This window comes from Micromonospora sp. Mcm103, assembly GCF_024519755.1.
Classification (GTDB): Bacteria; Actinomycetota; Actinomycetes; order Mycobacteriales; family Micromonosporaceae; genus Micromonospora; species Micromonospora aurantiaca.
Genome location: NZ_JALJRJ010000002.1, coordinates 376009 through 401050, shown reverse-complemented (window position 1 = coordinate 401050; position 25042 = coordinate 376009). Strand labels below are relative to the sequence as shown.

General features: G+C 74.6%; 23 protein-coding genes. 13 read left to right on the top strand and 10 right to left on the bottom strand.

Going from position 1 to position 25042, the window contains the following annotated elements:
* Window positions 1-28: 28 nt before the first annotated feature.
* On the bottom strand, window positions 29-889 hold the full coding sequence (locus tag OC439_RS04415) for a mechanosensitive ion channel family protein (protein WP_262012318.1): 861 nt from the start codon (window positions 887-889) through the stop codon (window positions 29-31).
* A gap of 200 nt (window positions 890-1089) precedes the next feature.
* On the opposite strand from OC439_RS04415, the gene OC439_RS04410 reads away from it, so the two are divergent.
* From OC439_RS04410 to OC439_RS04400, 3 genes are all read left to right on the top strand, one after another.
* Window positions 1090-3243, top strand: coding sequence for a SpoIIE family protein phosphatase (locus OC439_RS04410; protein ID WP_262012317.1), 2154 nt, complete (start codon window positions 1090-1092; stop codon window positions 3241-3243).
* Between the two features lie 9 nt (window positions 3244-3252).
* Window positions 3253-3930, top strand: coding sequence for an HAD family hydrolase (locus tag OC439_RS04405; protein ID WP_262012316.1), 678 nt, complete (start codon window positions 3253-3255; stop codon window positions 3928-3930).
* Window positions 3931-4032: 102 nt separating this feature from the next.
* Window positions 4033-5322 carry a cation:proton antiporter gene (locus OC439_RS04400; RefSeq protein WP_262012315.1) on the top strand — a complete coding sequence of 430 codons (1290 nt, stop codon included), beginning with the start codon at window positions 4033-4035 and terminating at the stop codon, window positions 5320-5322.
* A gap of 18 nt (window positions 5323-5340) precedes the next feature.
* Here the strand turns inward: OC439_RS04400 and OC439_RS04395 are convergent, their stop codons facing one another.
* Window positions 5341-6279: an NAD(P)/FAD-dependent oxidoreductase gene (locus OC439_RS04395; protein ID WP_262012416.1), complete on the bottom strand. Its 939-nt coding sequence runs from the start codon at window positions 6277-6279 to the stop codon at window positions 5341-5343.
* A 101-nt stretch (window positions 6280-6380) separates the two neighbouring features.
* On the opposite strand from OC439_RS04395, the gene OC439_RS04390 reads away from it, so the two are divergent.
* Window positions 6381-6605: a DUF3072 domain-containing protein gene (locus OC439_RS04390; protein ID WP_135239321.1), complete on the top strand. Its 225-nt coding sequence runs from the start codon at window positions 6381-6383 to the stop codon at window positions 6603-6605.
* 2 nt (window positions 6606-6607) lie between these two features.
* Here OC439_RS04390 and OC439_RS04385 read toward each other — a convergent pair whose 3' ends face one another.
* A complete protein-coding gene (locus tag OC439_RS04385) occupies window positions 6608-7108 on the bottom strand; it encodes a metallophosphoesterase family protein (RefSeq protein ID WP_262012314.1) in 501 nt (166 codons plus the stop codon).
* Window positions 7109-7190: 82 nt separating this feature from the next.
* Window positions 7191-8981 carry a glycoside hydrolase family 15 protein gene (locus tag OC439_RS04380; protein WP_262012313.1) on the bottom strand — a complete coding sequence of 597 codons (1791 nt, stop codon included), beginning with the start codon at window positions 8979-8981 and terminating at the stop codon, window positions 7191-7193.
* 112 nt (window positions 8982-9093) lie between these two features.
* Here OC439_RS04380 and OC439_RS04375 point away from each other — a divergent pair, with 112 nt between their 5' ends.
* Window positions 9094-9681: a general stress protein gene (locus OC439_RS04375; protein WP_262012312.1), complete on the top strand. Its 588-nt coding sequence runs from the start codon at window positions 9094-9096 to the stop codon at window positions 9679-9681.
* A gap of 53 nt (window positions 9682-9734) precedes the next feature.
* Here the strand turns inward: OC439_RS04375 and OC439_RS04370 are convergent, their stop codons facing one another.
* Window positions 9735-10319, bottom strand: coding sequence for a DUF1684 domain-containing protein (locus OC439_RS04370; RefSeq protein ID WP_135239317.1), 585 nt, complete (start codon window positions 10317-10319; stop codon window positions 9735-9737).
* Between the two features lie 113 nt (window positions 10320-10432).
* On the opposite strand from OC439_RS04370, the gene OC439_RS04365 reads away from it, so the two are divergent.
* Window positions 10433-10915, top strand: coding sequence for a MarR family winged helix-turn-helix transcriptional regulator (locus OC439_RS04365; RefSeq protein ID WP_262012311.1), 483 nt, complete (start codon window positions 10433-10435; stop codon window positions 10913-10915).
* Between the two features lie 11 nt (window positions 10916-10926).
* Window positions 10927-11913, top strand: a complete 987-nt coding sequence (locus OC439_RS04360; RefSeq protein WP_262012310.1) for a pirin family protein — start codon at window positions 10927-10929, stop codon at window positions 11911-11913.
* 44 nt (window positions 11914-11957) lie between these two features.
* Here the strand turns inward: OC439_RS04360 and OC439_RS04355 are convergent, their stop codons facing one another.
* Window positions 11958-12083 (bottom strand): hypothetical protein, encoded by a 126-nt coding sequence (locus OC439_RS04355; protein ID WP_013285371.1) that lies wholly within the window; start codon window positions 12081-12083, stop codon window positions 11958-11960.
* Window positions 12084-12223: 140 nt separating this feature from the next.
* Here OC439_RS04355 and OC439_RS04350 point away from each other — a divergent pair, with 140 nt between their 5' ends.
* Window positions 12224-13813, top strand: coding sequence for a phospholipase D family protein (locus OC439_RS04350; protein ID WP_262012309.1), 1590 nt, complete (start codon window positions 12224-12226; stop codon window positions 13811-13813).
* Here OC439_RS04350 and OC439_RS04345 read toward each other — a convergent pair.
* A complete protein-coding gene (locus tag OC439_RS04345; protein ID WP_262012308.1) occupies window positions 13762-14499 on the bottom strand; it encodes a hypothetical protein in 738 nt (245 codons plus the stop codon). The genes OC439_RS04350 and OC439_RS04345 overlap by 52 nt on opposite strands.
* A gap of 288 nt (window positions 14500-14787) precedes the next feature.
* On the opposite strand from OC439_RS04345, the gene OC439_RS04340 reads away from it, so the two are divergent.
* On the top strand, window positions 14788-15609 hold the full coding sequence (locus OC439_RS04340; protein ID WP_262012307.1) for a SigB/SigF/SigG family RNA polymerase sigma factor: 822 nt from the start codon (window positions 14788-14790) through the stop codon (window positions 15607-15609).
* A 132-nt stretch (window positions 15610-15741) separates the two neighbouring features.
* A complete protein-coding gene (gene hrpB, locus OC439_RS04335) occupies window positions 15742-18249 on the top strand; it encodes an ATP-dependent helicase HrpB (RefSeq protein ID WP_262012306.1) in 2508 nt (835 codons plus the stop codon).
* Window positions 18250-18252: 3 nt separating this feature from the next.
* Here the strand turns inward: hrpB and OC439_RS04330 are convergent, their stop codons facing one another.
* Window positions 18253-18978: a PP2C family protein-serine/threonine phosphatase gene (locus OC439_RS04330; RefSeq protein WP_262012305.1), complete on the bottom strand. Its 726-nt coding sequence runs from the start codon at window positions 18976-18978 to the stop codon at window positions 18253-18255.
* Window positions 18979-19192: 214 nt separating this feature from the next.
* On the opposite strand from OC439_RS04330, the gene OC439_RS04325 reads away from it, so the two are divergent.
* Together OC439_RS04325 and OC439_RS04320 are read left to right on the top strand one after the other, a co-directional pair.
* Window positions 19193-21799, top strand: coding sequence for a glycoside hydrolase family 9 protein (locus tag OC439_RS04325; RefSeq protein ID WP_262012304.1), 2607 nt, complete (start codon window positions 19193-19195; stop codon window positions 21797-21799).
* A 44-nt stretch (window positions 21800-21843) separates the two neighbouring features.
* Complete coding sequence (locus tag OC439_RS04320; RefSeq protein ID WP_262012303.1) at window positions 21844-22164, top strand: DMT family transporter; 321 nt, start codon at window positions 21844-21846, stop codon at window positions 22162-22164.
* On the opposite strand, the gene OC439_RS04315 is transcribed toward OC439_RS04320, so the two are convergent.
* Window positions 22142-22684: a DinB family protein gene (locus tag OC439_RS04315; RefSeq protein ID WP_262012302.1), complete on the bottom strand. Its 543-nt coding sequence runs from the start codon at window positions 22682-22684 to the stop codon at window positions 22142-22144. The genes OC439_RS04320 and OC439_RS04315 overlap by 23 nt on opposite strands.
* A gap of 377 nt (window positions 22685-23061) precedes the next feature.
* On the bottom strand, window positions 23062-23586 hold the full coding sequence (locus tag OC439_RS04310; protein ID WP_262012301.1) for a GNAT family N-acetyltransferase: 525 nt from the start codon (window positions 23584-23586) through the stop codon (window positions 23062-23064).
* 187 nt (window positions 23587-23773) lie between these two features.
* Here OC439_RS04310 and OC439_RS04305 point away from each other — a divergent pair, with 187 nt between their 5' ends.
* Window positions 23774-25021: an MFS transporter gene (locus OC439_RS04305; protein ID WP_262012300.1), complete on the top strand. Its 1248-nt coding sequence runs from the start codon at window positions 23774-23776 to the stop codon at window positions 25019-25021.
* Window positions 25022-25042 lie beyond the last annotated feature (21 nt).

The following is a 25042-nucleotide window of genomic DNA, read 5'->3' as shown; positions in this document are numbered from 1 at the left end:
CCCGCGGACACCCCGTCACCCGTTGCCGTCAGCCGTTCGGCCGGCGGAACTGCTGCGTCTCGTCGCCCGCCTCGCCGGAGCGGTACGTGCCCGCGCCCGACATGGACGACTGCGGCGCCGCCGGCGTCGGTTGCCCGCCCCGGTCGGCCATCCGCCGCTCGTAGTCGCCGCGGCCGGCCTGCTGCGCCTGCCGCTGCTGCCGGATCGCCCGGGACTCCTCGGCGGCCCGGTGCAGCCAGCCGTCCCAGCGGTCCTGCATCGGCTTGATCAGACCACCACCGACACCGACGATCAGGATGCCGGCCACGGTGGCGAGGAACGCCACGAGCACCGGCGTGGTCACCGTGGTCGCGATGCCCACCTGGTTCAGCGCGGCGATGATGCCGAGCGCCAGGATGAAGATCGCCGTCACGTCGGCCAGCACCCGGCCGTACGAGAGCCCGCCGAGCGCACCCGAGATCAGGTCCCGGACGGCGTTGGCGATGGCGGCGGCGATCACCACGATCACGATCGCCACGAAGGCCCGCGGCAGCCAGGACACCACCCCACGGATCAGGTCGCTGATCGCGTTCGGTCCCCACACCCCGAAGGCGAACTGCAGGGTGAACAGCAGGACCGCGTAGTAGGCCAGTTTGGCCAGGATGTCGCTGGCGTCGTACTTGGTGCGTTCCAGGGCCCGTTTGACGCCGCCGCGTTCGACGGCGCGGTCGAAGCCCACCCGTTCCAGTGCCGCGTCCACGATTTTGAGGACGGCTCGGGCGATGAGCCAACCCACGACGAGGATCGCGATGAACGCGATCGCCCGCGGTACGAAGAGCAGCACCGACCTCCAGAAGTCGGTCCAGGCCGCACTGATGTCGACCTGTCCGACCGCGAGGGTTTTCGGCATGATGTCCCTCCTGTCGCGTGAACTGCGCCGCCCGCATACCCGGTGACCTGGGCAGCACGCCGGGCCGGACCGGGCCAATTTCCCGACATGACCCGCCGAACCGGCCGTGACCTGCCCGAACATCCGCGCCTGGCGGCACCCGTATCCGCCACGGACGCATGATCGGAACCGCCCGGCCACGCTCCGGTTAGGCTGCGGTCATGCCAGGCACCGTCGGTCGGGTTCCCACGCCGTCCGCTCCCGCACCGGGAGCGCCCACCGATCCCGTCGTCGGCGGGCAGGCGGCCGGGACCGCCCACCCGTGGGCCGGTACGCCGCTGGGTGCCCCGCACACCTGGGACCCCGCGGTCCGCGCCGTCGCGGACGTGGTGCTCGCCTCCCCGGTGCCGATGGCCCTGCTCCTCGGCGACGACCTGGTGGTCTTCTACAACGACGGGTACGCCGAGCTGATCGGCGACCGGCACCCGGAGGCGCTGGGGCGGCCGGCGGCCGAGGCGTTCGCCGAGGTGTGGCGCGACCCGGGTGCCGGCGAGGTGCTGGAGCGGGTCTACCGGCACGGTGAGCCGTTCCTGCAGCGGGAGGCGGTGCTGCCGGCCGACCGGCAGGGCCCGGCCGAGCCGGCCGTGTTCACCAGGGGCCACGGCCCGGTCCGTGACTCGGCCGGCCGCATCGTCGGCGTACTCACCGTCTCGGCGCAGACCACCCAGCTGACCCAGCAGTTGCAGAGCCTGAGCGACTTCGCGGCGGCGCTGGCCGGCACGCTCACGCTCGACGACGTCGCGCGGGTGGCGCTGCGCTACTGCCTGCACTCCTTCGACGCCGACCGGGTGTCGTTCGCGGTGGACGAGGGCAGCGCGTGGCGGCTGGTCCGCCGCATCCGCGGTGAGCTGCTCGACGAGGCCGACGAGCGGCTGCCCCCGCTGTGGCGGCGGATGTCCGCCGAGTCGGCGCTGCCCGCGGTGGTGACCGCGCGAAGCGGGGTCGCCTCGTTCACCGCCGACGGGCAGCCGCTGCGCGGCGTCGCGGCGGACCGGCACGACGAGAAGATCCGGGCGCTGGCGGCGCTGCCGCTGCGGACGACTGTGGTGCGGGGCTCGCTGACAGTGGGCTACCGGACGCCGCGGCCATGGTCGCCGGCGGAACGGGCGCTGCTGGCCGCGTCCGCCGAGCTTGTCGGCCAGGCCGCCGAGCGGGCCCGCCGTTTCGAGACCCAGCACGGCACCGCCCAGATGTTGCAGCGCAGCATGCTGCCGGAGCGGCTGCCTGACCTGCCCCGGCTGCGCATCGCCGCGCGTTACGACCCGGGCGTGGACGGCAACGCCGCGGGCGGCGACTTCTACGACGCGTTCCTGCTGCCCACCGGCGCGCTCGGTGTGGTGCTGGGCGACGTGGCCGGGCACGACGTGCAGGCCGCCGCCCGGATGGGCCAGGTACGCGCCGCGCTGCGCGCGCTCGCCCTGGTCGACTCCCGGCCGGACGCGGTGCTCGACGGGCTGGACCGGCTGGTCGCCAGCCTCGGCGTCGAGGGCGGCACCCAGGAGCTGTTCGTGACAGTGGTCTTCGGCGTGGTCGAGGCGGACCGGGAACTGGTCACGCTGGCCAGCGCCGGTCATCCCGCGCCGCTGATCCGGCGCGCCGGACCCGGCGCGGCGGTGGCCGAGTTCGTCGACGTGCCGCCCGCTCCTCCGCTGGGTCTGGGTGGGCGGGCGCGTACCACCACCGTGCCGTTCCGGCCCGGCGACACGCTGCTGCTCTACAGCGACGGCGTGGTGGAGCGGCGCTGGCAGGACCTGGCCGCCGGGATGGCCGGGCTGGGCGCGGCGGTGACCGGGGCGGCCGGCGGCGATCCGCGCGCGCTGTGCGCGGTGGCGACCGCGTCGGTGCCGGGCGCCACCGAGGACGACGTGGCGGTGCTCGCCGTCGAGTACGCGGTGCGCCCCAGCCGGTCGGCGAGCATGGAGGTGCCGGCCGAGCCGACCGCGCCGAGCCGGGTCCGGCACTGGATGACCGCGCAGCTCGGCGAGTGGCGGGTGCCGGAGGCGGTGATCGGCGCGGCGGTGCTGTGCACCAGCGAGCTGACCACGAACGCGCTGCTGCACGCCGGCACCGCCGCCCGGGTCGAGGTCGACCTGTCCGCGGAGCGGCTGCTGGTGTCGGTGGCCGACTCGGGCACCCGGGGTCAGGTCACCCGGGCGCAGACCGACACGCTCAGCAGCCGGGGCCGCGGGCTCGGCCTGATCGAGGAGCTGAGCGACGCGTGGGGCACCGACCCGACCGTACGCGGATCGACTGTGTGGTTCGAGATCCTCATTCCGGCGGGTGAGCCGCGCGTCGGCGACGCCCCGGCCGGGTAGGAGCCGGACATGGCCGACGACAAGCGACGCGGTGTCCTGTTCGACGTGGACGGCACCCTGGTCGACACGACGTACCTGCACACGGTGAGCTGGTGGGAGGCGCTGCGCCAGGCCGACCACCGGGTGCCGATGGCGCGGATCCACAGGTCCATCGGCATGGGCTCGGACAAGCTGCTCGACCACCTGCTCGGCGCGGAGCGGGACCGGGACGCCGACGGCCGGCTGCGCGACGCGCACGACGCGCTGTACGCGGAGTACTGGGAGCGGCTGGCGCCGCTGCCCGGGGCGCGGGAACTGCTGCGCGCCTGCGCGGAGCGCGGGCTGCGGGTGGTGCTGGCGACCTCGGCCGCCGAGCACGAGGTGACGGCGCTGCGGGCCGCGCTGGACGCGGACGACGTGATCGACTCGGTCACCTCGTCGGCCGACGCGCAGGAGAGCAAGCCGGCGCCGGACATCCTGGTCGCCGCGCTGGACCAGTCGGGGCTGGCCGCCGAGCGGGTGGTGTTCGTCGGCGACTCGGTCTGGGACGTGGCCGCCGCCGGCAAGCTGGACATCCCCTGCATCGGGCTGACCTGCGGTGGCACCGGCCGGGCGGAGCTGGCCGGCGCGGGCGCGGTGGCGGTCTACGACGACCCGGCGGCGCTGCTGGACGCCCTGCCGGACAGCGCCATCGCCACGCTCGGCTGACCGGCCCGTCCGATCGACGGGCACGCGCACGCTTAACCGGGCCCGCTTCGGGGCACTGCTGGACTCCGCCGCCCGGTCCACGGGCGACCGAAGGGTGGTGTCGTGGAACCGGTCGATGTCGCGTTCGCTCTGCTGGGCGTCGGTGCGCTGCTGGCCGGGGTGCTGCCCCGGATCCTGGAGCGACGGCCGCTGTCGATGCCGATCGCGTTCCTCGGGCTCGGCATGCTCGTGTTCGTACTGCCCACCGGTCTGCCCACACCTGACCCGCTGCGCTGGCCGGAACTGACCACCCACCTCACCGAGGTCGGGGTGATCGTCGCGCTGATGGGCGCCGGCCTGAAGATCGACCGCCCGTTGAGCTGGGCCCGCTGGTCGTCGACGTGGCGGCTGCTGGCGATCGCCATGCCGCTGTGCATCGCCGCGGTGGCGCTGCTCGGCTGGTGGTGGGCCGGTCTGGTGCCGGCCGCGGCGCTGCTGCTCGGCGCGGCGCTCGCGCCCACCGACCCGGTGCTCGCCTCCGACGTGCAGGTGGGCGAACCGACCGATGTGGAGGACTCGGAGGACGAGGTGCGCTTCGCGCTCACCTCGGAGGCGGGCCTGAACGACGGGCTCGCCTTCCCGTTCGTGTACGCGGCCATCGCGATCGCCACCACCGGGCTCGCGCCGTCCGGCTGGCTCGCCGAGTGGTTCGCCGTGGACGTGCTCTACAAGCTCGCCGCCGGGGTTGGTGGCGGGCTGCTCGTCGGCTGGCTGCTCGGCAAGCTGTTCTTCCGCGCCCCGAGCAAGCTGCGGCTGGCCAAGCACTCCGAGGGCTTCCTCGCGCTGGCCGCGACGTTCCTCGCGTACGGGCTGGTCGAGGTGATCGGCGGGTACGGCTTCCTGGCCGTGTTCGTGGCTGCCCGCGCGATCCGGGCCGCCGAGCGTACGCACGAGTTCCACTCAGTGCTGCACGACTTCGCCGAGCAGGTGGAGCGGCTGCTCACGGTGCTGTTGCTGCTGCTGTTCGGCGGGGCCGTGATCGGCGGGCTGCTCGCGCCGCTGACCTGGCCGGCGGCACTGGCCGGGCTGGCCCTGGTGCTGGTGATCCGGCCGCTGGCCGGGTGGCTGTCGCTGCGCGGTGCGCCGGGCAGACCGGCCGAGCACTGGGTGATCTCGCTGTTCGGCATCCGCGGCGTCGGCTCGTTCTACTACCTGGCGTACGCCACCAGCAAGACCGACTTCCCGCAGGCGGATCTGGTCTGGGCCACTGTCGGTCTCGTGGTGGTGGTGTCGGTGGTGGCGCACGGGATCGCCGCGACACCGGTCATGCAGTTGCTGGACCGGGAGGGCGAACGCACCGGCGAGGACACGCGGGCCGGGTCGGCGGCGCAACCGGTGGGGGCCACCGGCTGACCGGCCTTGGCCGGGTTCTCAGCCCAGCCGGGCGGCGAGCGCGCGGCCCAGGTCCCGGCCGGAGCGCCAGGCGGTCTGCACGCGCGGGCGGCCGAACGCGTCACCGGCCAGGCCGATGCCGTCGTCGTCCAGGTGGAACGTGGCGCTCCCGGCGTGCGCGGCCGGGGACGCGTACGTCCAGCGGTGCACGTGGCCCGACACCGCCGGCTCGGGGAGTCCGAGCAGGTCGCGGACCGCCTGCTCGATGGCCGGGCGGGCGGCGGTGGGCTGGAGCAGGTGCCCGGCGGCGAACCCGGCGGTGGTGTGCGCGACGAGCACCGGCGCGCCGTCGCCGCGCCGGTCGCCGTCGTCGCAGACCAGGCTGAGCACGGGGTGGTCGTTGACGAACGCGCCACGGAAGTCCGCCCAGCGGCGGGCCGGGAAGTGCAGCACCCCGGTCAGCGCCGACGACCAGCGCTGCGCGGCGACCGCCCGGGTCGCCTCGGCCAGCGCCGGGTCCAGCAGCAGCGCGGCCTGCGGGCCGGGCATGGCGAGCACGACGGCCTCGGCAGCGGTGCCGTCCACCCGGGGGCCGGGATCGACTGTCATCACCAGCCGGTCGTGCGTCACCGGCAGGTCGGCGGCGAGGTGTTCGACGAGCGAGCGCAGTCCGCGCGGGGCGGCCCAGCGCATCGGGCCGGTGACCGGCTCGCGTCCGCGCGGCCCGTACGCGACGAGCGTGTCGGTCCACTCCCGCGCCAGCCCGGCGTCCCGCCACCGGTCCACCACGGCGGCGAAGTCCGCGTCGTCCACGGTGAAGTACGCGGCGCCCAGGTCGGCCGGGCGGCCGTCGAAGCGCTTGCTGGCCATCCGACCGCCGGTGACCCGGGCCCGTTCGCGTACCCGCACCGGGATGCCGGCCCGCGCCAACTCGGTCGCGCACGCCACCCCGGCGATGCCCGCGCCGACCACCACCACGCCCGCCCGCTCCGCCGTCACCAGGTGATCGTAGGCGGCGGGCGGCATGAACCCGCCGGGCCGGGGGTAGTGGTACACCTGTTCGAGGAGAGGTGATCAGCATGGCCGAGCGCGCCAACACCAGCGGCAGGAACGTGAATCCGGACGCCGCCGTCAAGGACCCGGACGACTGGGTCACCGGCGACGAGCCGCCCACCGCCGCCCAGGAGTCGTACCTGCACACCCTGGCCCAGGAGGCGGGCGAGCCGGTGCCGGAGGGCCTGACCAAGGCCGAGGCGTCCCGGCGGATCGACGAGCTCCAGGCGGAGACCGGCCGGGGCCGCTGAGGTCAGCGCGGGGGCAGGCGGTGCAGTTCGACCCGGTCGAGCCGCCCCGCCGCCACCCGCGCGGTCAGGTAGGTGGCGTACGGCTGCGCCCGCCGGTCGGTGGGTGAGCCGGGGTTGAGCAGGCGCAGGCCACCGGGGGCGACGGTGTCCCAGGGGATGTGCGAGTGTCCGAAGACGAGCAGGTCGCAGTCGCCGTACGCGGCGGCGCAGCGCTCCTCGCGGCGGGTCTTCGGGCCGGTCTCGTGCACCACTGCGACGCGCAGGCCGTCCAGTTCGACGCGGGCCACCTCGGGCAGCCGGGCGCGCAACTCCGGCCCGTCGTTGTTGCCGTACACGCCGACCAGGCGGCGCGACCGCTCCTCCAGCGCGTCCAGCAGCGCCACGTCCACCCAGTCCCCCGCGTGCACCACGACATCCGCGGCCTCGACGGCCCCCCACAGCGCCCCCGGAAGATCCCGCGCCCGCTTGGGCACATGCGTGTCAGCCATCACGACCAGTTCCACCCCCTCATCCTCCCCCACCCCCGCTTCCCCGGGTCGATCATGAAGTTGGCGGCACTCAGGGAGATCGACTTCGCCGTCAACCTCATGATCGACGCGAAGATGCGGCGGCGGCGTCGGTGATGCGGCCGGCGGCGATGATCAGGCCGATGTGCGAGTACGCCTGCGGGAAGTTGCCGACCTGCTCGCCGGTGTCCTGGTCGATCTGCTCGGCGTACAGGCCGAGGTCGTTGGTGCGGGCGGCCAGCCGCTCGAACAGCCGCCGGGCCCGGTCCAGCTCCCCCGCCTCGGCCAGGCAGGCGGCCAGCCAGAACGAGCAGATCACGAAACCGGCCGGGTCGCCGTCCCAGCGGCGCAGCAGCCCGTCGCGGGACAGCCGCCGCTCCAGCACGTCCATCGTGGCGCGCATCCGCGGATCGTTCGCCGGCAGGAAACCGACAAGCGGCATGACCAGCACCGAGGCGTCCAGGTCGTCGGAGCCGAACGCCCCGGTGTACGCGCCGACCCGCTCGTTCCAGCCGCGGGTGAGCACCGTCGCCCGGATCCGGTCGCGCGCGGCGCCCCAGCGTGCCACGTCGGCGGGCTCGCCGATGCGGGAGCCGAACCGGACCGCCCGGTCCAGCGCGGTCCAGCACTCCACCTTCGACGACACGTAGTGCCGCTCCGGACCACGCCCCTCCCACATCCCCGCGTCGGGCCGGTGCCAGCCGCGCTCGGCCTGGTCGGCGAGCGTCCGCAGCAGGTCACGGACCTCCGGCGACATCGGGTCGAGGTAGTACCGCATCAGCCAGGCGGCGTCGAGCACCTCGCCCAGCACGTCGTTCTGCCGCTGCCGCCAGGCGTCGTTACCGACCAGCACCGGGCGGCTGTGCTCGTACCCGGCCAGGTGGTCGAGGTCGTGCTCGGTGAGATCCCGCTCCCCCTCGACGCCGTACATGATCGGCACCGGCTCGTCGCCGATCCGGCCCATCGCCCGCGCCACCCAGGTGAACTGCCGGTCCGCCTCGTCCGGGCAGGCCGCCCGCCACAGCGCTTGGAGCGTGAGGCTGAAGTCGCGCAGCCACACGTAGCGGTAGTCGTAGTTTCGGTCGCCGCCGACCCTCTCCGGCACCGACGTGGTGGCCGCCGCGACGACGGCGCCGCTCGGCGCGTACGTCATGCCCTGTACCGCGAGCGCGCTGCGCCGCACCTCGTCGCGGTACTCGCCCTGGTAGTCGTGCAGCGCCGACCAGGACCGCCAGCCGGCGACCGTCCCGGCCACCACCTCGGCGGCGTCCGGCAGCGCCGGTGCGGCGCCGGCGTACGTCGGGGCGTACCCGAGGGTGAAGCGGTGGACGCTGCCGGCGCGGGCGGTGAACCGTCCGGCGGCGGCCCCCTCGGCGACTGTCAGCGGGACGTCGGCGCGCAGTTCCAGCCGGCAGGCGCCGGCGGTGGCGGCCACCACCCCGTCGTGCTCGGTGAGGTAGGCGCCGACCCGGCCGTACTCGAAGCGCGGCGCGTACTCGACGCGCATCGGCACCTCGCCGGTGAGCCCCTCGACCAGCCGGGCGAGCACCCGCGGCGAGCGCATCCCGATGTCGTGACCACGCGCGCCGTGCTCCAGCGCCAGCGCGTCGGTGACGGCGACCGTGCCGGTCGCCGTGGTGAAGACGGTACGCAGCACCAGCGTGTCGTCCAGGTAGGACCGCGTGCTGGTGGCCGCGCCCTCGGGGCGGATGCTCCAGTGCCCGGCGTCGGAGTCGAGCAGCCGCCCGAACACCGACGGCGCGTCGAACCGGGGCGGGCACCACCAGTTGACCGAGCCGTCGCGGTCGACCAGCGCCGCGCTGCGCCCGTCGGCGAGGAAGCCGTGCTCGCTGATGTGTCGGGTCGGCACGGGTGTGGCTACCCGGCCCGGGGCACCGGCATGCCTCGCCACATCGGTCCGGCCCGGCGCGTTACCGGTGCCCGGCGCCGGGAACGCGGTGGGTTGACGAAGGAGGATGCTCATGACCAGACCCTCGACTCCGACCGCGGCCTGGCAACCCGGAATGCCGGGCAGCGACAACCTCCCGTCCGGCCCGGGCGGTCGCCCGACGCCGCCGAGCGGGGACGGGCACGGCCCGCAGGCCGGGGCACCGACCGTCACGATCGGCTCGTACCCGGACTATCCGTCCGCCCAGCGCGCGGTGGACTATCTGGCCGACAACCGGTTCCCGGTGGAACGTACCTCGATCGTCGGTACGGACCTCACGCTCGTGGAGACCGTGATGGGACGGCTCACCACGGGCCGGGCGGCCCTGCTCGGGGCCGGTACCGGTGCCTGGTTCGGCTTGTTCATCGGCTTGTTGTTCGGCATCTTCACCGCCGGCAACTGGCTGGCGGTGATCCTGGTCGGGCTGGTGATCGGCGCGATCTGGGGTGCGGTGTTCGGCGCTGTGGCGCACGCCATGAGCGGTGGGCAGCGTGACTTCACGTCGGCCAGTTCACTGCGTGCCGCGCAGTACGCGGTGACTGTGGACGCGGAGATGGCCGGTCAGGCTCAGCAGCTGCTCAGCCGGATGCACCTGACACCGACCGGCGCCACCGCCCGCTGACCGGCGGTACGCGACATCGAGGGAGGGCCCCGCCGGGGTCCTCCCTCGCCGCGTCAGTGGTACGCCCGCTCCCCGGCCCGCAGCGGCACGTCCACCCGGTTCTCCGGCGGGGCCAGCGGGCAGGCCCACCTGTCGTCGTAGGCGCAGCTGGGGTTGTAGAGGTAGTTGGCGTCCAGCCGGACCCGGTCGCCGGGGAGCACCGTCAGGCCCCGGCCGAAGGTCCCCTTGACCGTGTCGGTGAGGTAACGGCCCCCGCCGTACGAGCCGTCGCCGCAGGTGCCGTCGCGCAGCGGCAGGAACAGCCCGCCCCCGTACGCCTCGATCCACCAGAGCGTCAGCGGTCCCCACGGCGTCTCGGCGACCGCCACCCGCCGGTACGCGACCACGCCGTCCGGGCCGCCGGTGTCGATGCGCAGCTCGCCGGAGGCCTGGCGCAGCGGCGCCTCGACCACCGCCGACGGGTCGGGCGGGTACCAGCGCAGTCCGGTGAAGCCGGGCCGGTCGGCGGGCGGCACCGGGCTGCTGGGGTGGGTGCGGAACAGCTCGTCGCGCGCGGCCCGGAACCCGGCCAGGTCGAGGTCGGACAGGTAGAGCCGGGCCACCCGCTCCCGCCAGTCGAGCAGGTCGAGATCGTCCATCCCCCGACCCTAGCCGGGTCATCTCTTCAGATTTGAAGGAGGTCTACGACGGAGCATAGGCCCCTGCGGCAGGAGGGCTTGTTTAAATTTTAAATAGTGCTACTCTCGGAGCCATGACGGAGAGCCTGGACGCCGAGCGGATGGCCTGCTGGCGCGCGTACATCGAGTCGAGCCAGCGGCTGTTCACCCGGCTCGAGGACGACCTGCGCGCCGACAGCGACCTGAGCTTCGCCGACTACCACGTGCTGGTGCTGCTCTCCGAGGCGCCCGGCCAGCGGAGACGCATGGGTGACCTGGCCGACCGGCTGGTGTTCTCGCCGAGCCGGCTGACCTACCAGATCACCACGATGCAGAAGCGCGGCCTGGTGGCGAAGGAGGCGTGTCCGGCGGACCGGCGCGGCAGCGAAGCCGTGCTCACCGCCGCCGGCCTGCTCGCCCTGCGCGAGGCCGCGCCGCACCACCTGCGCTCCGTGCGCGCCCACCTGATCGACGACCTCGACGACGCCGAGGTCGCCTGCCTCACCCGGGTCTTCGAGCGGCTCGGCCGGCGCCTGCACGCCGACCGCACCGCGTCGTCCACCCCGGCCGACAACTAAGGAGCCCCGCGATGCCCGCGATCACCGTCGACGACGTCCTCGTCCTGCCCCGCCTGCCGAAGCTCGGCGAGGCCACCGAATACCGCTCGGTCCGCCGGTTCACCACCGCACCCAGCGGGTACGAGGGCGAGGGCTTCCCGGTCCGCCGGGCCTTCGCCGGCGTGCCGATGACCGAACTGGACCCGTTCATCCACCTCGACCAGATGGGCGAAGTCGACTACGCGCCGGGCGAGCCGAAGGGCACCTCCTGGCACCCGCACCGCGGCTTCGAGACGGTGACCTACATGATCGACGGGATCATGGACCACCAGGACTCGACTGGTGGCGGCGGCACCATCACCGACGGCGACACCCAGTGGATGACTGCAGGCAGTGGCCTGCTCCACATCGAGGCGCCGCCGGAGCACCTGGTGATGAGCGGCGGGCTGTTCCACGGCCTGCAGCTCTGGGTCAACCTGCCCAGCGTCGCCAAGATGAGCGCGCCCCGCTACCAGGACATCCGCGGCCGGGAGTCGGCGTTGCTGACCACGCCCGACGGCGGCGGCCTGATCCGGGTCATCGCCGGTGAGGTCGCCGGGCACCAGGGTCCGGGGTCGACGCACACGCCGATCACCATCGCGCACGTCACGTTGCAGCCCGGCGCCGAACTGAGCCTGCCGTGGCGGTCCGACTTCAACGCGCTGGTATACGTGCTGGCCGGCCGCGGCACCGTCGGCACCGACCGGCGGCCGATCCACCTCGGCCAGCTCGCCGTGCACGGGCCCGGTGAGGCGTTGCGGATCACCGCCGACCGGACGCAGGACTCCAACACCCCGGCGCTGGAGCTCTACCTGATGGGCGGCCAGCCGATCCGCGAGCCGGTGGCGCACTACGGCCCGTTCGTGATGAACACCCGGGCCGAGCTGATCCAGGCGGTCGAGGACTTCCAGGCCGGCCGGCTCGGGGTGATCCCGACCGGGCGGGTGCCGCACAGCGACGGCCAGGGCGACCGGCCCTGACCTGCTACGGGCGCCCCGGTTCGCCGGGGCGCCCGGCCGCGGTCTCAGGAGACGGCGAAGATCCCGGCCACCCCGAGGATCACCATCAACAGGACCGCCACCAGCGCACCCCGCTCCCCCTCCACCGCCTGGTCGCGGTCGGTCACGGTGTTCGTCGTCTCGGCGGGCATGTCGGTGCCTCCTCGGTATCGCGATCCAGGGGTCCGGCGCACCCCTGACGCGCGCACCGACGCCGACCTGCTGCTCGACGTGCGGGGCCCTGCCGGGGGTCCTACCGTGTGAGGACGTCGTCGACCTCGGGGGGTGGAACGTGACTCTGCGGGACTGGTTCCTCACCGCACAGGAACGCGCCAACCCGGGGTCTGAGTTACCCGTCTGGACCGATGGAAACCTCGCCGAGCCGCTGATTCACGGTGCCGCGTACTTCGACCGCCTGGTCAGCGAGGTGGAGGCGCTGTCCGCGGGCGACCACCTGTTCTTCACCGACTGGCGTGGTGACCCGGACGAGCGGATGCGCCCGGACGGCCCCACGGTGGCGCAGTTGTTCGCCCGGGCCGCCCAGCGCGGCGTGATCGTCAAGGGCCTGCTCTGGCGCTCCCACCTCGACACGCTCTCCTACAGCGAGGAGGAGAACCGCGACCTCAGCGAGGCGATCCGCGCGGCCGGCGGCGAGGTGCTGCTCGACCAGCGGGTCCGGCGCGGCGGCTCGCACCACCAGAAGCTCGTGGTGCTGCGCCGGCCCGGCGACCCGAGCCGCGACATCGCCTTCGCCGGCGGCATCGACCTGTGCCACAGCCGCCGCGACGACGCCGGCCACGCGGGCGACCCGCAGCCGGTCGGCATGTCCCCCCGGTACGGCCCCACGCCGCCCTGGCACGACGTGCAGCTGGCGGTGCGCGGGCCGGTGGTCGGCGCGCTCGACACCACCTTCCGGGAGCGGTGGACCGACCCGATGCCGCTGGACTCGGAGAACCCGATGGCGTACCTGCGGGACCGGCTGCGCGGCTCCGACCTGCGCCCGGACCCGCTGCCCGCGCAGCCCGCCGACCCGCCGCCGTGCGGGCCGCACCACGTGCAGGTGCTGCGCACCTACCCGGCGGTGCGGCCCCGCTACTCGTTCGCCCCGGACGGCGAGCGCACAGTGGCCCGCGGCTACACCAAGGCGGTACGCCGGGCCCGGCGGCTGATCTACCTGGAGGACCAGTACCTCTGGTCGACCGAGGTGGCCGAACTGTTCGCGCAGGCGTTGCAGGAGCACCCGGACCTGCACCTGGTGGCGGTCGTGCCCCGGCATCCGGACGTGGACGGCCGGCTCGCGCTGCCGCCGAACATGGTCGGCCGGGAGCAGGCGCTGTCGCTGTGCCACCGGGCCGCGCCGGAGCGGGTGCACGTGTTCGACGTGGAGAACCACGACGGCACGCCGGTCTACGTGCACGCGAAGGTCTGCGTGGTGGACGACGTGTGGGCCAGCGTGGGCAGCGACAACTTCAACCGCCGGTCCTGGACGCACGACAGCGAGCTGTCCTGCGCGGTGCTCGACGACACCCGCGACGAGCGGGCGCCGGCCGATCCGGCGGGGCTGGGCGACGGCGCCCGGGTGTTCGCCCGCGACCTGCGGCTGCGGCTGTGGCGCGAACACCTGGACCGCGATCCCGGCGGCGCGCAGGACGACGACCTGCTGGACCCGGCGGACGCGGTCGCGGCGATCACCGCGGCGGCGGATGAGCTGGAGCGCTGGCACGCCGGGGGCCGGGCCGGGGGCCGTCCGCCGGGCCGGTTGCGGCCGCACCGCCCGGAGCGGTTGCCCTGGCGTACGCGGCTCTGGGCGCTGCCCGCGTACCGGCTGGTCTACGACCCGGACGGCAGGCCGCTGCGGGCCCGGCGCGCCGGCACCTGGTGAAGGTCCGCCGGCTCGTCCGGCACGTTCGGGCGGGCCGGGTACGCGAACGACACGCGCGGCGAGTAGAAGCCCCAGCACACGTGCAGCGGGTTGGCTGGCCGCAGCGCGTGGACCGGGTGCTCCGGGGCCGGGAACTCCACCGACTCGACCTCGAACGGTGACACCGGCTCGGCCACGTACGGATAGTCGGTGACGATCAGCTCGCCGTCGTTGCGGGTGAGGTAGCGGTGGTGGCCCATGTGCGCCTCGGTGCCGGTGTGCCCGACCCGGGCGGTGACCCGGATCAGCAGCGTGCCGTCGGCGGCCCGGGTCTCGGCGGTGAGCCGGCCGCCCCGCAGGTCCAGGCGGGTCTCCCCGGCGGCGGCGGGTGCGCCCCGCGCGGTGGCGTACCGCCGGACCCGCTCACTGGAGGCGAGATAGTGCGTCCACCAGCCACCCGGCGTCTCGCCGTCGGGCGGATCCATGTCCGCCAGTGAGACACCCAGGTAGGTGAGCGAGTACGCGCCGAAGCCGGAGGTCTGCGTCTCGTCGTCGACCACGTACTGGTTGACGAACACCTGACGCTGCGGGTGCGGGCGCAGACCGGCGGGCAGCAGGGTCTCGACCGCGCCGGGGTCCGCCGGGAGCCAGCTGAACAGCAGCGTCCGGGCGTTGATGACGAGTTGCGGCGCGGCGGGATCCAGCACGATGCCTCCGTTGACGTGTCGCTACGGACGCTACGGGCGGTCCCGTCGGCGGGACAACGACAGAAAGCCGACACATCGACCACCTGTCGGATTCTTCGTTGACCGATCGGGGCGCGCTATGCCCGGAAAAACGAGGTCCATACCCCGCCACACCTTAAGTACATCGTACTTTCGGCTAGATTTCCGCAGCACGATCGGGCTATGGTGGCTTCCGAACGTACTACCGACACCTAAACCTGAGCGTCACGTCTTTTTTCTTCCGTGGACGAGGTGCAGGGAGGACCACCCATGACCGCTCCCACGACCAGCGCCCCGGCGACCACGCCGGCCGGCTCCGCGAAGCTCGACCCCCGCTCGCTCACCGACAGCGCCGCCGACCTGCTCGCCGCGATGGCCGCGCTGCCGGCCGGCCACCCGTCCCGGCCCGTGCTGCGCGACCGCGCCATCGAGGCGTGGCTGCCGCTGGCGAACCACCTGGCCCACCGCTACAGCGGTCGCGGCGAACCCAACGACGACCTGGCACAGACCGCGGCGATCGGCCTGATCAAGGCGATCGACAAGTTCGACCCGTCGCGCGGCGTCGACTTCGCCGGCTACGCCATCCCCACCATCATCGGCGAGCTGAAGCGCCACTTCCGCGATCGCACCTGGGACATCCGGGTGCCCCGCCGGCTCCAGGAGCTGCGCCTGGCGATCTCCGACGCCAACAGCACGCTGCTCCAGACGCTCGGCCGCTCGCCCACGGTCGCCGACATCGCCGCCCACCTCAAGCTCACCGAGGAGGAGGTGCTGGAGGGCCTGGAGGGCGCCCGCGCCTACAACGCGGTGTCGCTGTCCACCCCGACCGGCGACGGCGAGCGGGCCACCGAGCTGGGCGACCTGCTCGGCGGCGAGGACGGCGAGTTCGAGCTGGCCGAGATGCGCGTCGCCCTCGGCCCGGCGCTCGCCACGCTCGACCAGCGCGAGCAGAAGATCCTCACGCTGCGCTTCTACGGCAACCTGACCCAGTCGCAGATCGCCGAGCAGATCGGCGTCTCGCAGATGCACGTGTCCCGGCTGCTGGCCCGGGCCCTGACCAAGCTGCGCGGTCAGCTCGACGGAACGTACTAGCAAGGGGGCTGCGGCCGGGTCGGCGGACCCGGCGCGGCGGCCACCCGGCCCGGTCGGCGGTGCGCCGGCCGGGCCGTTCCGCGTTCCGGGGGCAGCGCGGACCGTCCGGCGGCGCGGTGCGAGAGTGGGGCCGTGCTCGCCGACATCCCGCTCGACCTGCCGGTCCGCCCGGTCCTGCCGGCGCTCGTCGGCGCGCTGCGCGAGCGCGGCGCCGCCGTCCTGGTGGCGCCGCCGGGCACCGGCAAGACCACCACCGCACCGCTCGCGGTCGCCGACGCGGTCCCCGGCCGCGTGGTGATCGCCCAGCCCCGGCGGGTCGCCGCCCGCGCCGCCGCGCACCGGATGGCCGCCCTGCTCGGCGAGCGGGTCGGCGGCCGGATCGGGTACGCGGTGCGCGGCGAGCGCCGGACCGGCCCGCGTACCCGGGTCGAAGTGGTCACCACCGGCCTGCTGGTCCGCCGCCTGCACCACGACCCGGAACTGCCCGGCGTGGACGCGGTACTGCTCGACGAGTGCCACGAACGGCACCTCGACGCCGACCTGGCGCTGGCGTTCAGCGTCGAGGCCCGCGCGACGCTGCGCCCCGACCTGTGGCTGCTGGCGATGTCGGCCACCCCGCAGACCGACCGGTTCGCCGCGCTGCTCGGCGCCGGCGATCCCGCCCCCGTGGTACGCGCCGAGGCCGCGCTGCACCCGGTCGAGCGGGTGTGGGCATCACCGCCGCGCCCGGTGACGCCGCCCGGCGCCGGCCGGGTCGACCCGGCGCTGCTCGACCACGTGGCGGCCACGGTCCGCCGGGCGCTGCGCGAACGCGACGGTGACGTGCTCGTCTTCCTGCCCGGCGCGGGTGAGATCGGCGCCGTCGCGCGCCGCTTGGCCGACCTGCGCGACGTCGCGGTGCTGCCCCTGCACGGACGGCTGCCCGGGCCCGCCCAGGACGCGGCGCTCACCCCGGCCGCCGGACGGCGCGTGGTGCTCGCGACGGCGGTGGCGGAGAGCAGCCTGACCGTCCCCGGCGTCCGGGTGGTGGTGGACGCCGGACTGAGCCGGGTACCCCGCACCGACCTGGCCCGAGGGCTGGGCGCGCTGGTCACGGTGCCGGTGTCGCGGGCCGGGGCCACCCAGCGCGCCGGCCGGGCCGGACGGGAGGCGCCCGGCGCCGTCTACCGCTGCTGGTCGGAGGCGACGCACGAACGGCTCGCCCCGCAGCCCGAACCGGAGATCGCCACCGCCGACCTGACCGGGTTCGCGCTGGAACTGGCGGCCTGGGGCACACCGGACGGCACCGGGCTGGCGCTGCCCGACCCACCGCCGCCGGCCGCGCTCACGGTGGCGCGGGAGACGCTGACCACGCTCGGCGCGGTGGACCACGACGGCCGGATCACCGCGCGGGGACGGGCGGTCGCGGCGGCGGGCACGCATCCCCGGCTGGCGCGCGCCCTGCTGGACGGCGCGCCCCGGGTCGGCGCCGACCGGGCCGCCCAGGTGGTGGCGATCCTCGGCGAGGACACGCTGGGCGGGACCGGGGACGACCTGCCCGCCCGCTGGCGCCGGCTGCGCGACGGCACCGACCCGGCCGCCACCGCCCGCTGGCGCGCCGAGGTACGCCGCCTGCGCGCCGCCCTGCCCGCCGACGGCGCGGCCGAGCGGGGGCGCCTGCCGGACGATCTGGCCGCGGGGCTGCTCGCCGGACTGGCGTACCCGGAACGGCTGGCCCGGGCACGGCGGCCGGGCGGGTCCGCCTACCTGATGGCCGGCGGCACCGCCGCGGAGCTGGCGCCCGGGTCGGGCCTGACCGGAGCGGCGTGGCTGGCCGTCGCGGTCGCCGACCGCTCCCCCGGCGCGCCCGCCGCCCGGGTGCGGCTCGCCGCGCCGATCGACGAGGCGACCGCCCGGGAGGCCGGGGCGGCGCTGCTGGACACCGGGCGGGAGGTGGCCTGGTCCGGCGGGGAGGTGGTGGCCCGCGAGGTGGTCCGGCTCGGCGCCGTCGAACTGGTTGACCGGCCGCTCACCGCGCCGGACCCGGAGCTGGTCGCGGCGGCGCTGCTGGACGGGCTGCGGCAGGAGGGACCGGGCCTGCTGCGCTGGACGCCGGAGGCGACCGGGCTGCGCCGCCGGCTGGCGTTCTGCCGCCAGGCGCTCGGCGACGACTGGCCGGACGTCTCCGACGCGGCGCTGCTCGCCGAGGCGCCCGTCTGGCTGGGCCCCGAGCTGGCCCGCGCCCGGCGCCGGGCCGACCTGCACCGGGTGGACGTGGCGGCGGCGCTGCGGCGGCTGCTGGACTGGCGGCAGGCGGCGCGGCTGGACGAGCTGGCCCCGGAGCGCCTGGAGGTGCCCAGCGGCTCGCGGATCCGGGTCGACTACACCGACCCGGCCGCGCCGGTGCTGGCGGTCAAGCTCCAGGAGACGTTCGGCTGGCGGGACGTGCCGCGCATCGCCGACGGGCGGGTGCCGGTGCTGCTGCACCTGCTCTCCCCCGCCGGGCGGCCGGTGGCGGTCACCGCCGACCTGGCCTCGTTCTGGCGCACCGGCTATCAGCAGGTACGGGCGGAGCTGCGCGGCCGCTACCCGCGCCATCCGTGGCCGGAGGACCCGACCACCGCCGAGCCGACCCGAAGGGCCGCTCCGCGGCGGCGGTGAGGGCTACTCCTCGACGACGTCGGCGATCACGACGGTGATGTTGTCCGGGCCGCCGGCCCGCAACGCCAGGTCGATCAGCCGGGCCGCGCAGGCGTCGCGTTCCAGCTGCTCGCCGAGCACCTCGGTGAGCGTGTCCGCGCGCACCACGTTGGAGAGGCCGTCGCTGCACAGCAGCCAGCGGTCACCGGCCCGGGGCACCATCGTGGCGTACGACGGGGAGACCTCGTCGCCCTGCAACGCCTGGGTCACCACCGCCCGCCGGGGATGGCTGCTGGCCTGCTCGGCGGTGATGACGCCCTGATCGACGAGCATCTGCACGAACGTGTCGTCGCGGGTGACCTGCTTGAGCACGCCCTCGCGGTACAGGTAGGCCCGGGAGTCGCCGACGTGCGCCAGCGCGAGGCAGCTGCCGGTACGGGCGAACAGCAGCGCGGTGAGCGTGGTGCCCATGCCCTGACGCTCCGGGTCCTCCTCGACGGCCTGACGGATCCGCGCGGTGGCCAGCTCGATCCCGCCCTGAAGCGCGGCGACGAGCGCGTCCTCCGGCGTCTCCACGTCCAGCGGGGCGACCGCGTCGATGGCGATGCGGCTGGCCAGGTCGCCGGCCGCCATGCCGCCCATGCCGTCGGCGACCGCGACCAGCCAGGCGCCCGAGTGCTGCGCGTCCTGGTTACCGCTGCGGATCAGCCCACGGTCGCTCGCTCCGACGGAACGAAGCTTCAGGGTCATGGGTCGCAGCCTGCCAGGTCGAGGGCTCGGATGTCTCTAGGAGATCACTGACATCGTACGTGGCGCGCCGAATCGCACCGCGCCCGGGCGCACGCGCCTCATCGGGCCGGATCGATTGACAGCGACGGAACGCGGTGGAAACATCGGGCTGATATTGGGAGCGCTCCCAGCCCTCCCGGTCTCCCCACCACCCCCGAGCACGGAAGGAACCTCCGTGACCCGATCCCGTCGTCGGCTCGCCGCGCTCGCGGCCACCACGCTGGCGCTCACCGGCCTCACCGCCGGTCCGGCGAGCGCCGAGGTGCCGCCGGACGCCCCCGAACAACTGCGCAACGGCGACTTCAGCGCCGGCGTCTCCCCCTGGTTCTCCTACGGCACCGGCGACCTCGCAGTCGTCGACGGCCGGCTCTGCACCTCCGTCGCGGCGGGGACCGCCAACCCGTGGGACGCCGGCATCGGCCAGGACGCGGTGCCGCTGACCCAGGGCGCCGAGTACGAGCTGTCCTTCGACGTCTCCGCGACCCCCGGCGCGGCCGTCAAGGCGGTGCTCCAGCTCGGCAGCGCCCCCTACACCACGTACGCGAGCGTCGACGCGACCGCCACCGGCACCGCGAAGCACGTCACCACCACGTTCACCTCCCCGGCCGACAACCCCACCGCCCAGCTGATCTTCCAGGTCGGCGGCAGCGCCCAGGCGCAGACGTTCTGCCTGGACAACGTGTCGCTGCGCGGCGGGGAGCCGGCGCCGCCGTACGAGCCGGACACCGGGCCCCGGGTCCGGGTCAACCAGGTCGGCTACCTGCCCGGCGGCCCCAAGCACGCCACAGTGGTCACCGAGGCCACCGACGCGCTGCCCTGGCAGCTCAAGTCGGCCGGCGGCGCGGTGGTCGCCAGCGGGCAGACCACGCCGCGCGGCACCGACGCCGCCTCGGCGCAGAACGTGCAGACGGTCGACTTCTCCGCGTACCGCACGCCGGGCACCGGCTACACGCTGACCGTGGACGGCGAGACCAGCCACCCGTTCGACATCTCCGGCGCGCTCTACGACCGGCTGCGCGCCGACTCGCTGCAGTTCTTCTACGCCCAGCGCAGCGGCATCGAGATCGACGGCGACCTGATCGGCGAGGAGTACGCCCGCCCGGCCGGCCACCTCGGCGTCGAGCCCAACCAGGGTGACACCGACGTGCCGTGCCAGGCCGGCGTCTGCGACTACTCGCTGGACGTGCGCGGCGGCTGGTACGACGCGGGCGACCACGGCAAGTACGTCGTCAACGGCGGCATCGCCGCCTACCAGCTGCTGAGCACGTTCGAGCGGACCAAGACGGCCGAGACCGCCGCCGGCGGCGCCGCCCTGGGCGACTCGACGCTGCGGCTGCCCGAGCGCGGTAACGACGTGCCGGATGTGCTCGACGAGGCCCGCTGGGAGGTGGAGTTCCTGCTGCGCATGCAGGTGCCGGCGGGCAAGCCGCTGGCCGGGATGGTCCACCACAAGATCCACGACCGGAACTGGACCGGCCTGCCGTTGCAGCCCCAGGACGACCCGCAGCCGCGTGAGCTGCACGCGCCGTCCACCGCCGCCACGCTGAACCTGGCCGCCGTCGCGGCGCAGTGCCAGCGGCTGTACGCCCCGTACGACGCCGCGTTCGCCGCGCGCTGCGGCACCGCCGCGAAGACCGCGTACGCGGCGGCCAAGGCGCACCCGGCGATCTACGCCTCGGCCAGCGACGGCACCGGCGGCGGGGCGTACGACGACACGAACGTCACCGACGAGTTCTACTGGGCCGCTGTCGAGCTGTGGCTGACCACCGGCGACAAGGCGTACCTGGCCGACGTCACCGGCTCGCCGCTGCACACCGCCGACGTGTTCGCCCCGAACGGCGCGTTCGGCTGGCAGAGCGTCGCCGCGCTGGGCCGCCTCGACCTGGCCACCGTGCCGAACACGCTGCCCGCCGAGGAGAAGACCCGCATCCGCGAGTCGGTCACCGCCGCCGCCGACAGCTACCTGGCCACGATCGCCGGCCAGGCGTACGGGCTGCCGTTCCCGGGCAGCGCCGACGCGTACGTCTGGGGCAGCAACAGCAACCTGGTGAACAACGCGATCGTGCTCGCCACCGCGTTCGACCTGAGCCGGGACGCGAAGTACCGGGACGGCGCGGTGCAGGCCGCGGACTACCTGTTCGGCCGCAACGCGCTGAACATGTCGTACGTGACCGGGTGGGGTGAGCAGCACGCCCGCAACCAGCACAGCCGCATCTTCGGCAACCAGCTGAACCCGGACCTGCCGAACCCGCCGGCCGGTTCGCTCGCCGGAGGTCCGAACGCCGCGCTCCAGGACCCGTTCGCGGCGAACCTGCTCGCCGGGTGCGCGCCGATGTTCTGCTACGTCGACGACATCAACTCGTACGCGACGAACGAGGTGGCGATCAACTGGAACTCGGCGCTGGCCTGGCTCGCGTCGTTCCTGGCCGACCAGGGTGACGCCGGCGCGGTGCCCGCGCCGTCCTGCGCGGTCACCTACACCACGCACGGGAGCTGGCCGTCCGGCTTCACCACCCAGGTGACGGTGCGCAACACCGGCACGACGGCGGTGAACGGGTGGAGCCTGCGCTGGGCGTTCCTCGGCGACCAGAAGGTGGGCCACTCGTGGTCGGCGCAGCTCGGCCAGAGCGGCGCCACGGTCACCGCGAAGAACCTGTCCTGGAACGCGAAGCTGGCGCCGGGCGCGTCCACCACGTTCGGCTTCAACGGGACCGCCTCCCGGTTCCCCAACCCGGATCCGGGGCTGGTCACCCTGAACGGAAAGGCCTGCACGGTCTCCTGACCGAGCTGACCGGACGCCATCGCAGGACCGGGTACGGTCCTGCGATGGCGTACCTGTTCCTGCTCGGCGCGATCACCGCCGAGGTGATCGGCACCAGTCTGCTCAAGGCCACCGACGGCTTCACCCGGCTCTGGCCCACACTGGGCCTGGCGGTGGCGTACCTGTCCGCGTTCGGGCTGCTCTCGCTGGCCGTGAGGGACATCCCGGTCGGCGTCGCGTACGCGGTCTGGTCCGGCCTCGGCACGGCCGCCATCATGGCGATCGGCGCGGCGTTCCTGGGTGAGCCGCTGAGCGTGACCAAGGTGATCGGCGCGGGGCTGGTCATCGCCGGGGTGGTGGTGCTCAACCTCGGCGGCGCCCACTGAGCCCGGCCGCTCGCAGCAGCCGGAGCTGGCCGATCTCGGCCACGTTCTTCATCAGCTCGGCGTTCACCCAGGCGGCCAGGTCCGCGACGGTGAGCCCGGCGTCGGCGGGCCAGGGGTACGCGGACGGCCGGTCCAGGTCGTCCGCGGTCAGCCCGTTCAGCGTGTCCGTCCACTCCGACCGCAGCTCCCGCAGCCAGGCGACTGTCTCATCGCCCGGCCCGGGCCAGCGGATGTCGTCGCGTTCCCGCGCCGGCCGCTGCCGCACGTGGTCGGCCGCGACCGACCACCACCAGCCGATGTGCCAGGTCAGCCACGCGATCGTGGGCGCGGGCACCGGGTCCGGCTCGGTGTCGGCCCAGTCGGGGCGCCACCCGCCGGCCGGGTCCCGACGCATGGTCCAGCAGAGCGCGGCCGGCTCCCAGAGGAAGTCCGCCGGCTCCAGCCGGTCGAGGTGGTATTCGGCGAGCGCCCAGGTCAGGTCGAACTGCCGGCGCAGCAGGGCGGGCACGGAGGCGGGCACCGCGCGATCGTGGCACGGCCCGAGCCCTCGGTCGACCGGTTAACCGCTCCGGGCGCCTCGCGACCGGGCACCTCGCCGACGTGCCGCCCACCGGCCGAGCCCTCGCGCCCTCCGCCCTCCGCCCTCCGCCCGACCTTCGCCCGACGTGTCGCTCCGCACGACCTCCGCCCGACCCCCGCCCGGCCTTCGCCCGGCCGCCGTCCGACGTGTCGCTCCGCCCGGCGTGTCGCTCCGAAACGAAGGGACAGCCCGAAAGCGATATGACTCTCGGGCATAAATATGCCCGAGAGTCATATCGCTCGAAGCCTTACCCTTCTCGAGAACCACCGACGGCGGTCGTGACGCGCGCGCGGACCAGCCTCGTCGGCACGCCGCAGTCAGGTACGCGTGCGGGAGACGGGGCGGCGCATCGCCATCCGCTCGGCCGGGTCGAGGCCCAGCGCCGCCTCGGCGGCCAGCAACTCGACCAGCCCTGGCGTCAACTCCGTGCCGCTCAGCTCCCGGAACCCGCACCGCCCGTAGTAGGGCCCGTTCCACGGCACCGAGCGGAACGTGTTCAACGTCAGCGCGGGCAACCCCTGCGACGACGCCCACCCCGCCACCCGGTCGAGCAGACGCCGCCCGATGCCACGCCGGGCGTACGCCGGGTCGACGCTGAGCTGCTGCACGTGCGCCGCGCCGTCGACCAGGTCGGCCAGCACGAACGCGATCGGGCGGTCGGCCAGGTCGGTCGCCACCCACAGCCGGCCGGCGCGCTGCCCGGCGGCCAGCGCCTCCACCGGCAGCGGCGGCATGTCGGCCACCAGGGTCATGCCGATCTCCCGGAACGGGGCGCCGGAGGCCACCTCGATCCGCTGCACCTCGGTCAGCTCATCGGCCCGGGCGATCCTGCTGTGCTCCACGGCGCCGACCCTGGCAGAGCGGGGACCGGCGGGCGAGCGGATTTCCCGTACCCCGGTGTTCGGGCGGTGACCAGCGGCGGCGCTGCCCCGGCCGGCTCGCGGTGTGACGGGCGTCGCCCCGATCGGGGCTCCGGACCTGCCGGAACGGCCCTAGCGTCGACCGCATGGCCCCCGCCGGACCCCGCTGATGGGACGCGTCTCGCCGCTCCCGCCGCCCGGGCCGCTGCGCACCCTCGCGTACGCCACGCTGGTGAACACCGTCGGCGCGGGACTGTGGCTGGCGGGCGGGGCCCTCTACCTGACCCGGGACGTGGGCCTCTCCGCGACTTCGGTGGGCGCCGGGCTCACCGTCGCCGGGCTGGTCGGCCTGACCGCGAGCGTGCCGCTGGGCGCGCTGGCGGACAGGTGGGATCCGCGTACGCTCCGGGCCGCCCTCCAGGTGGGTCAGGCGGTCACCGCGCTGGCGTACCTGCTGGTCGGCTCGTTCCCGGCGTTCCTGGCGGTGGCGGTGCCGGAGGCGCTGCTCGCGGCCGGCAACCTGGCGGTACGGGCGGCGCTCGTCGCGGCGGTCGGCGGTCCGGACGGCCGGGTGCACGCGTTCGCCACGCTGCGGGCGGTGGCGAACCTGGGCATCACCGTCGGCACCGCGCTGGCCGGGATCGCGCTCGCCGTGGACACGCACCGGGCCTACCAGGTGCTCGTCGTGGGCAACGCGGCCAGCTACCTGCTCTCGGCGGCGCTGCTGCTACGGCTGCCACCCCAGCCGACCGCGGCCGACGCGCGACACACGCCGGCCACGCTGCGGCGCGGCGGACCGCTGCGGGACGGGCGGTTCCTCGCGGTCAGCGGCGTCTCGGCGGTGCTCAGCACGCACGTGACGGTGCTCGTGCTCGTCGTGCCGCTGTGGACGGTGGACCGAGCCGGCGCGCCGCCACCCGTGGTGTCGGCGGTGCTGCTGGCGAACACGGTCCTCACCGTGCTGCTCGCGGTCCGGCTGAGCCGGGGCGCCGAGCGGGCGGCGCCGGCCGCCCGGAAGCTGCGCCGGGCCGGGCTGGTGCTCGCGGCGGCGACACCGCTGTACGCGGCGACGGCCGGCCTGCCGGTGCTCCCGGCGGTCGTCCTGCTGCTCGTCGCGACGGCGGTGTGGACGGTGGGCGACCTGTGGCACGGCGCGGCCGGCGCGGGCCTCGCCTACGACCTGGCCCCGCCCGGCGCGATCGGCGCCTACCAGGGCGCGGACGGCCTGCTCGCCGGGCTGGCCCAGGCGCTCGGCCGGGGCCTGCTCACGCTGCTGGTGCTCGGAGGCGGTCCGGTCGGCTGGCTGGTGCTCGGCGGGATCCTCGCCGCCGCCGGGCTGGCCGCCCCGGCGCTGGCCCGCCGGGCGATCGCGAACCGGCGGGCACCGGAACCGCGGCCTGCCGGTGTGCCGGGGTGAGCCGCATGTAGCAGCATGGCG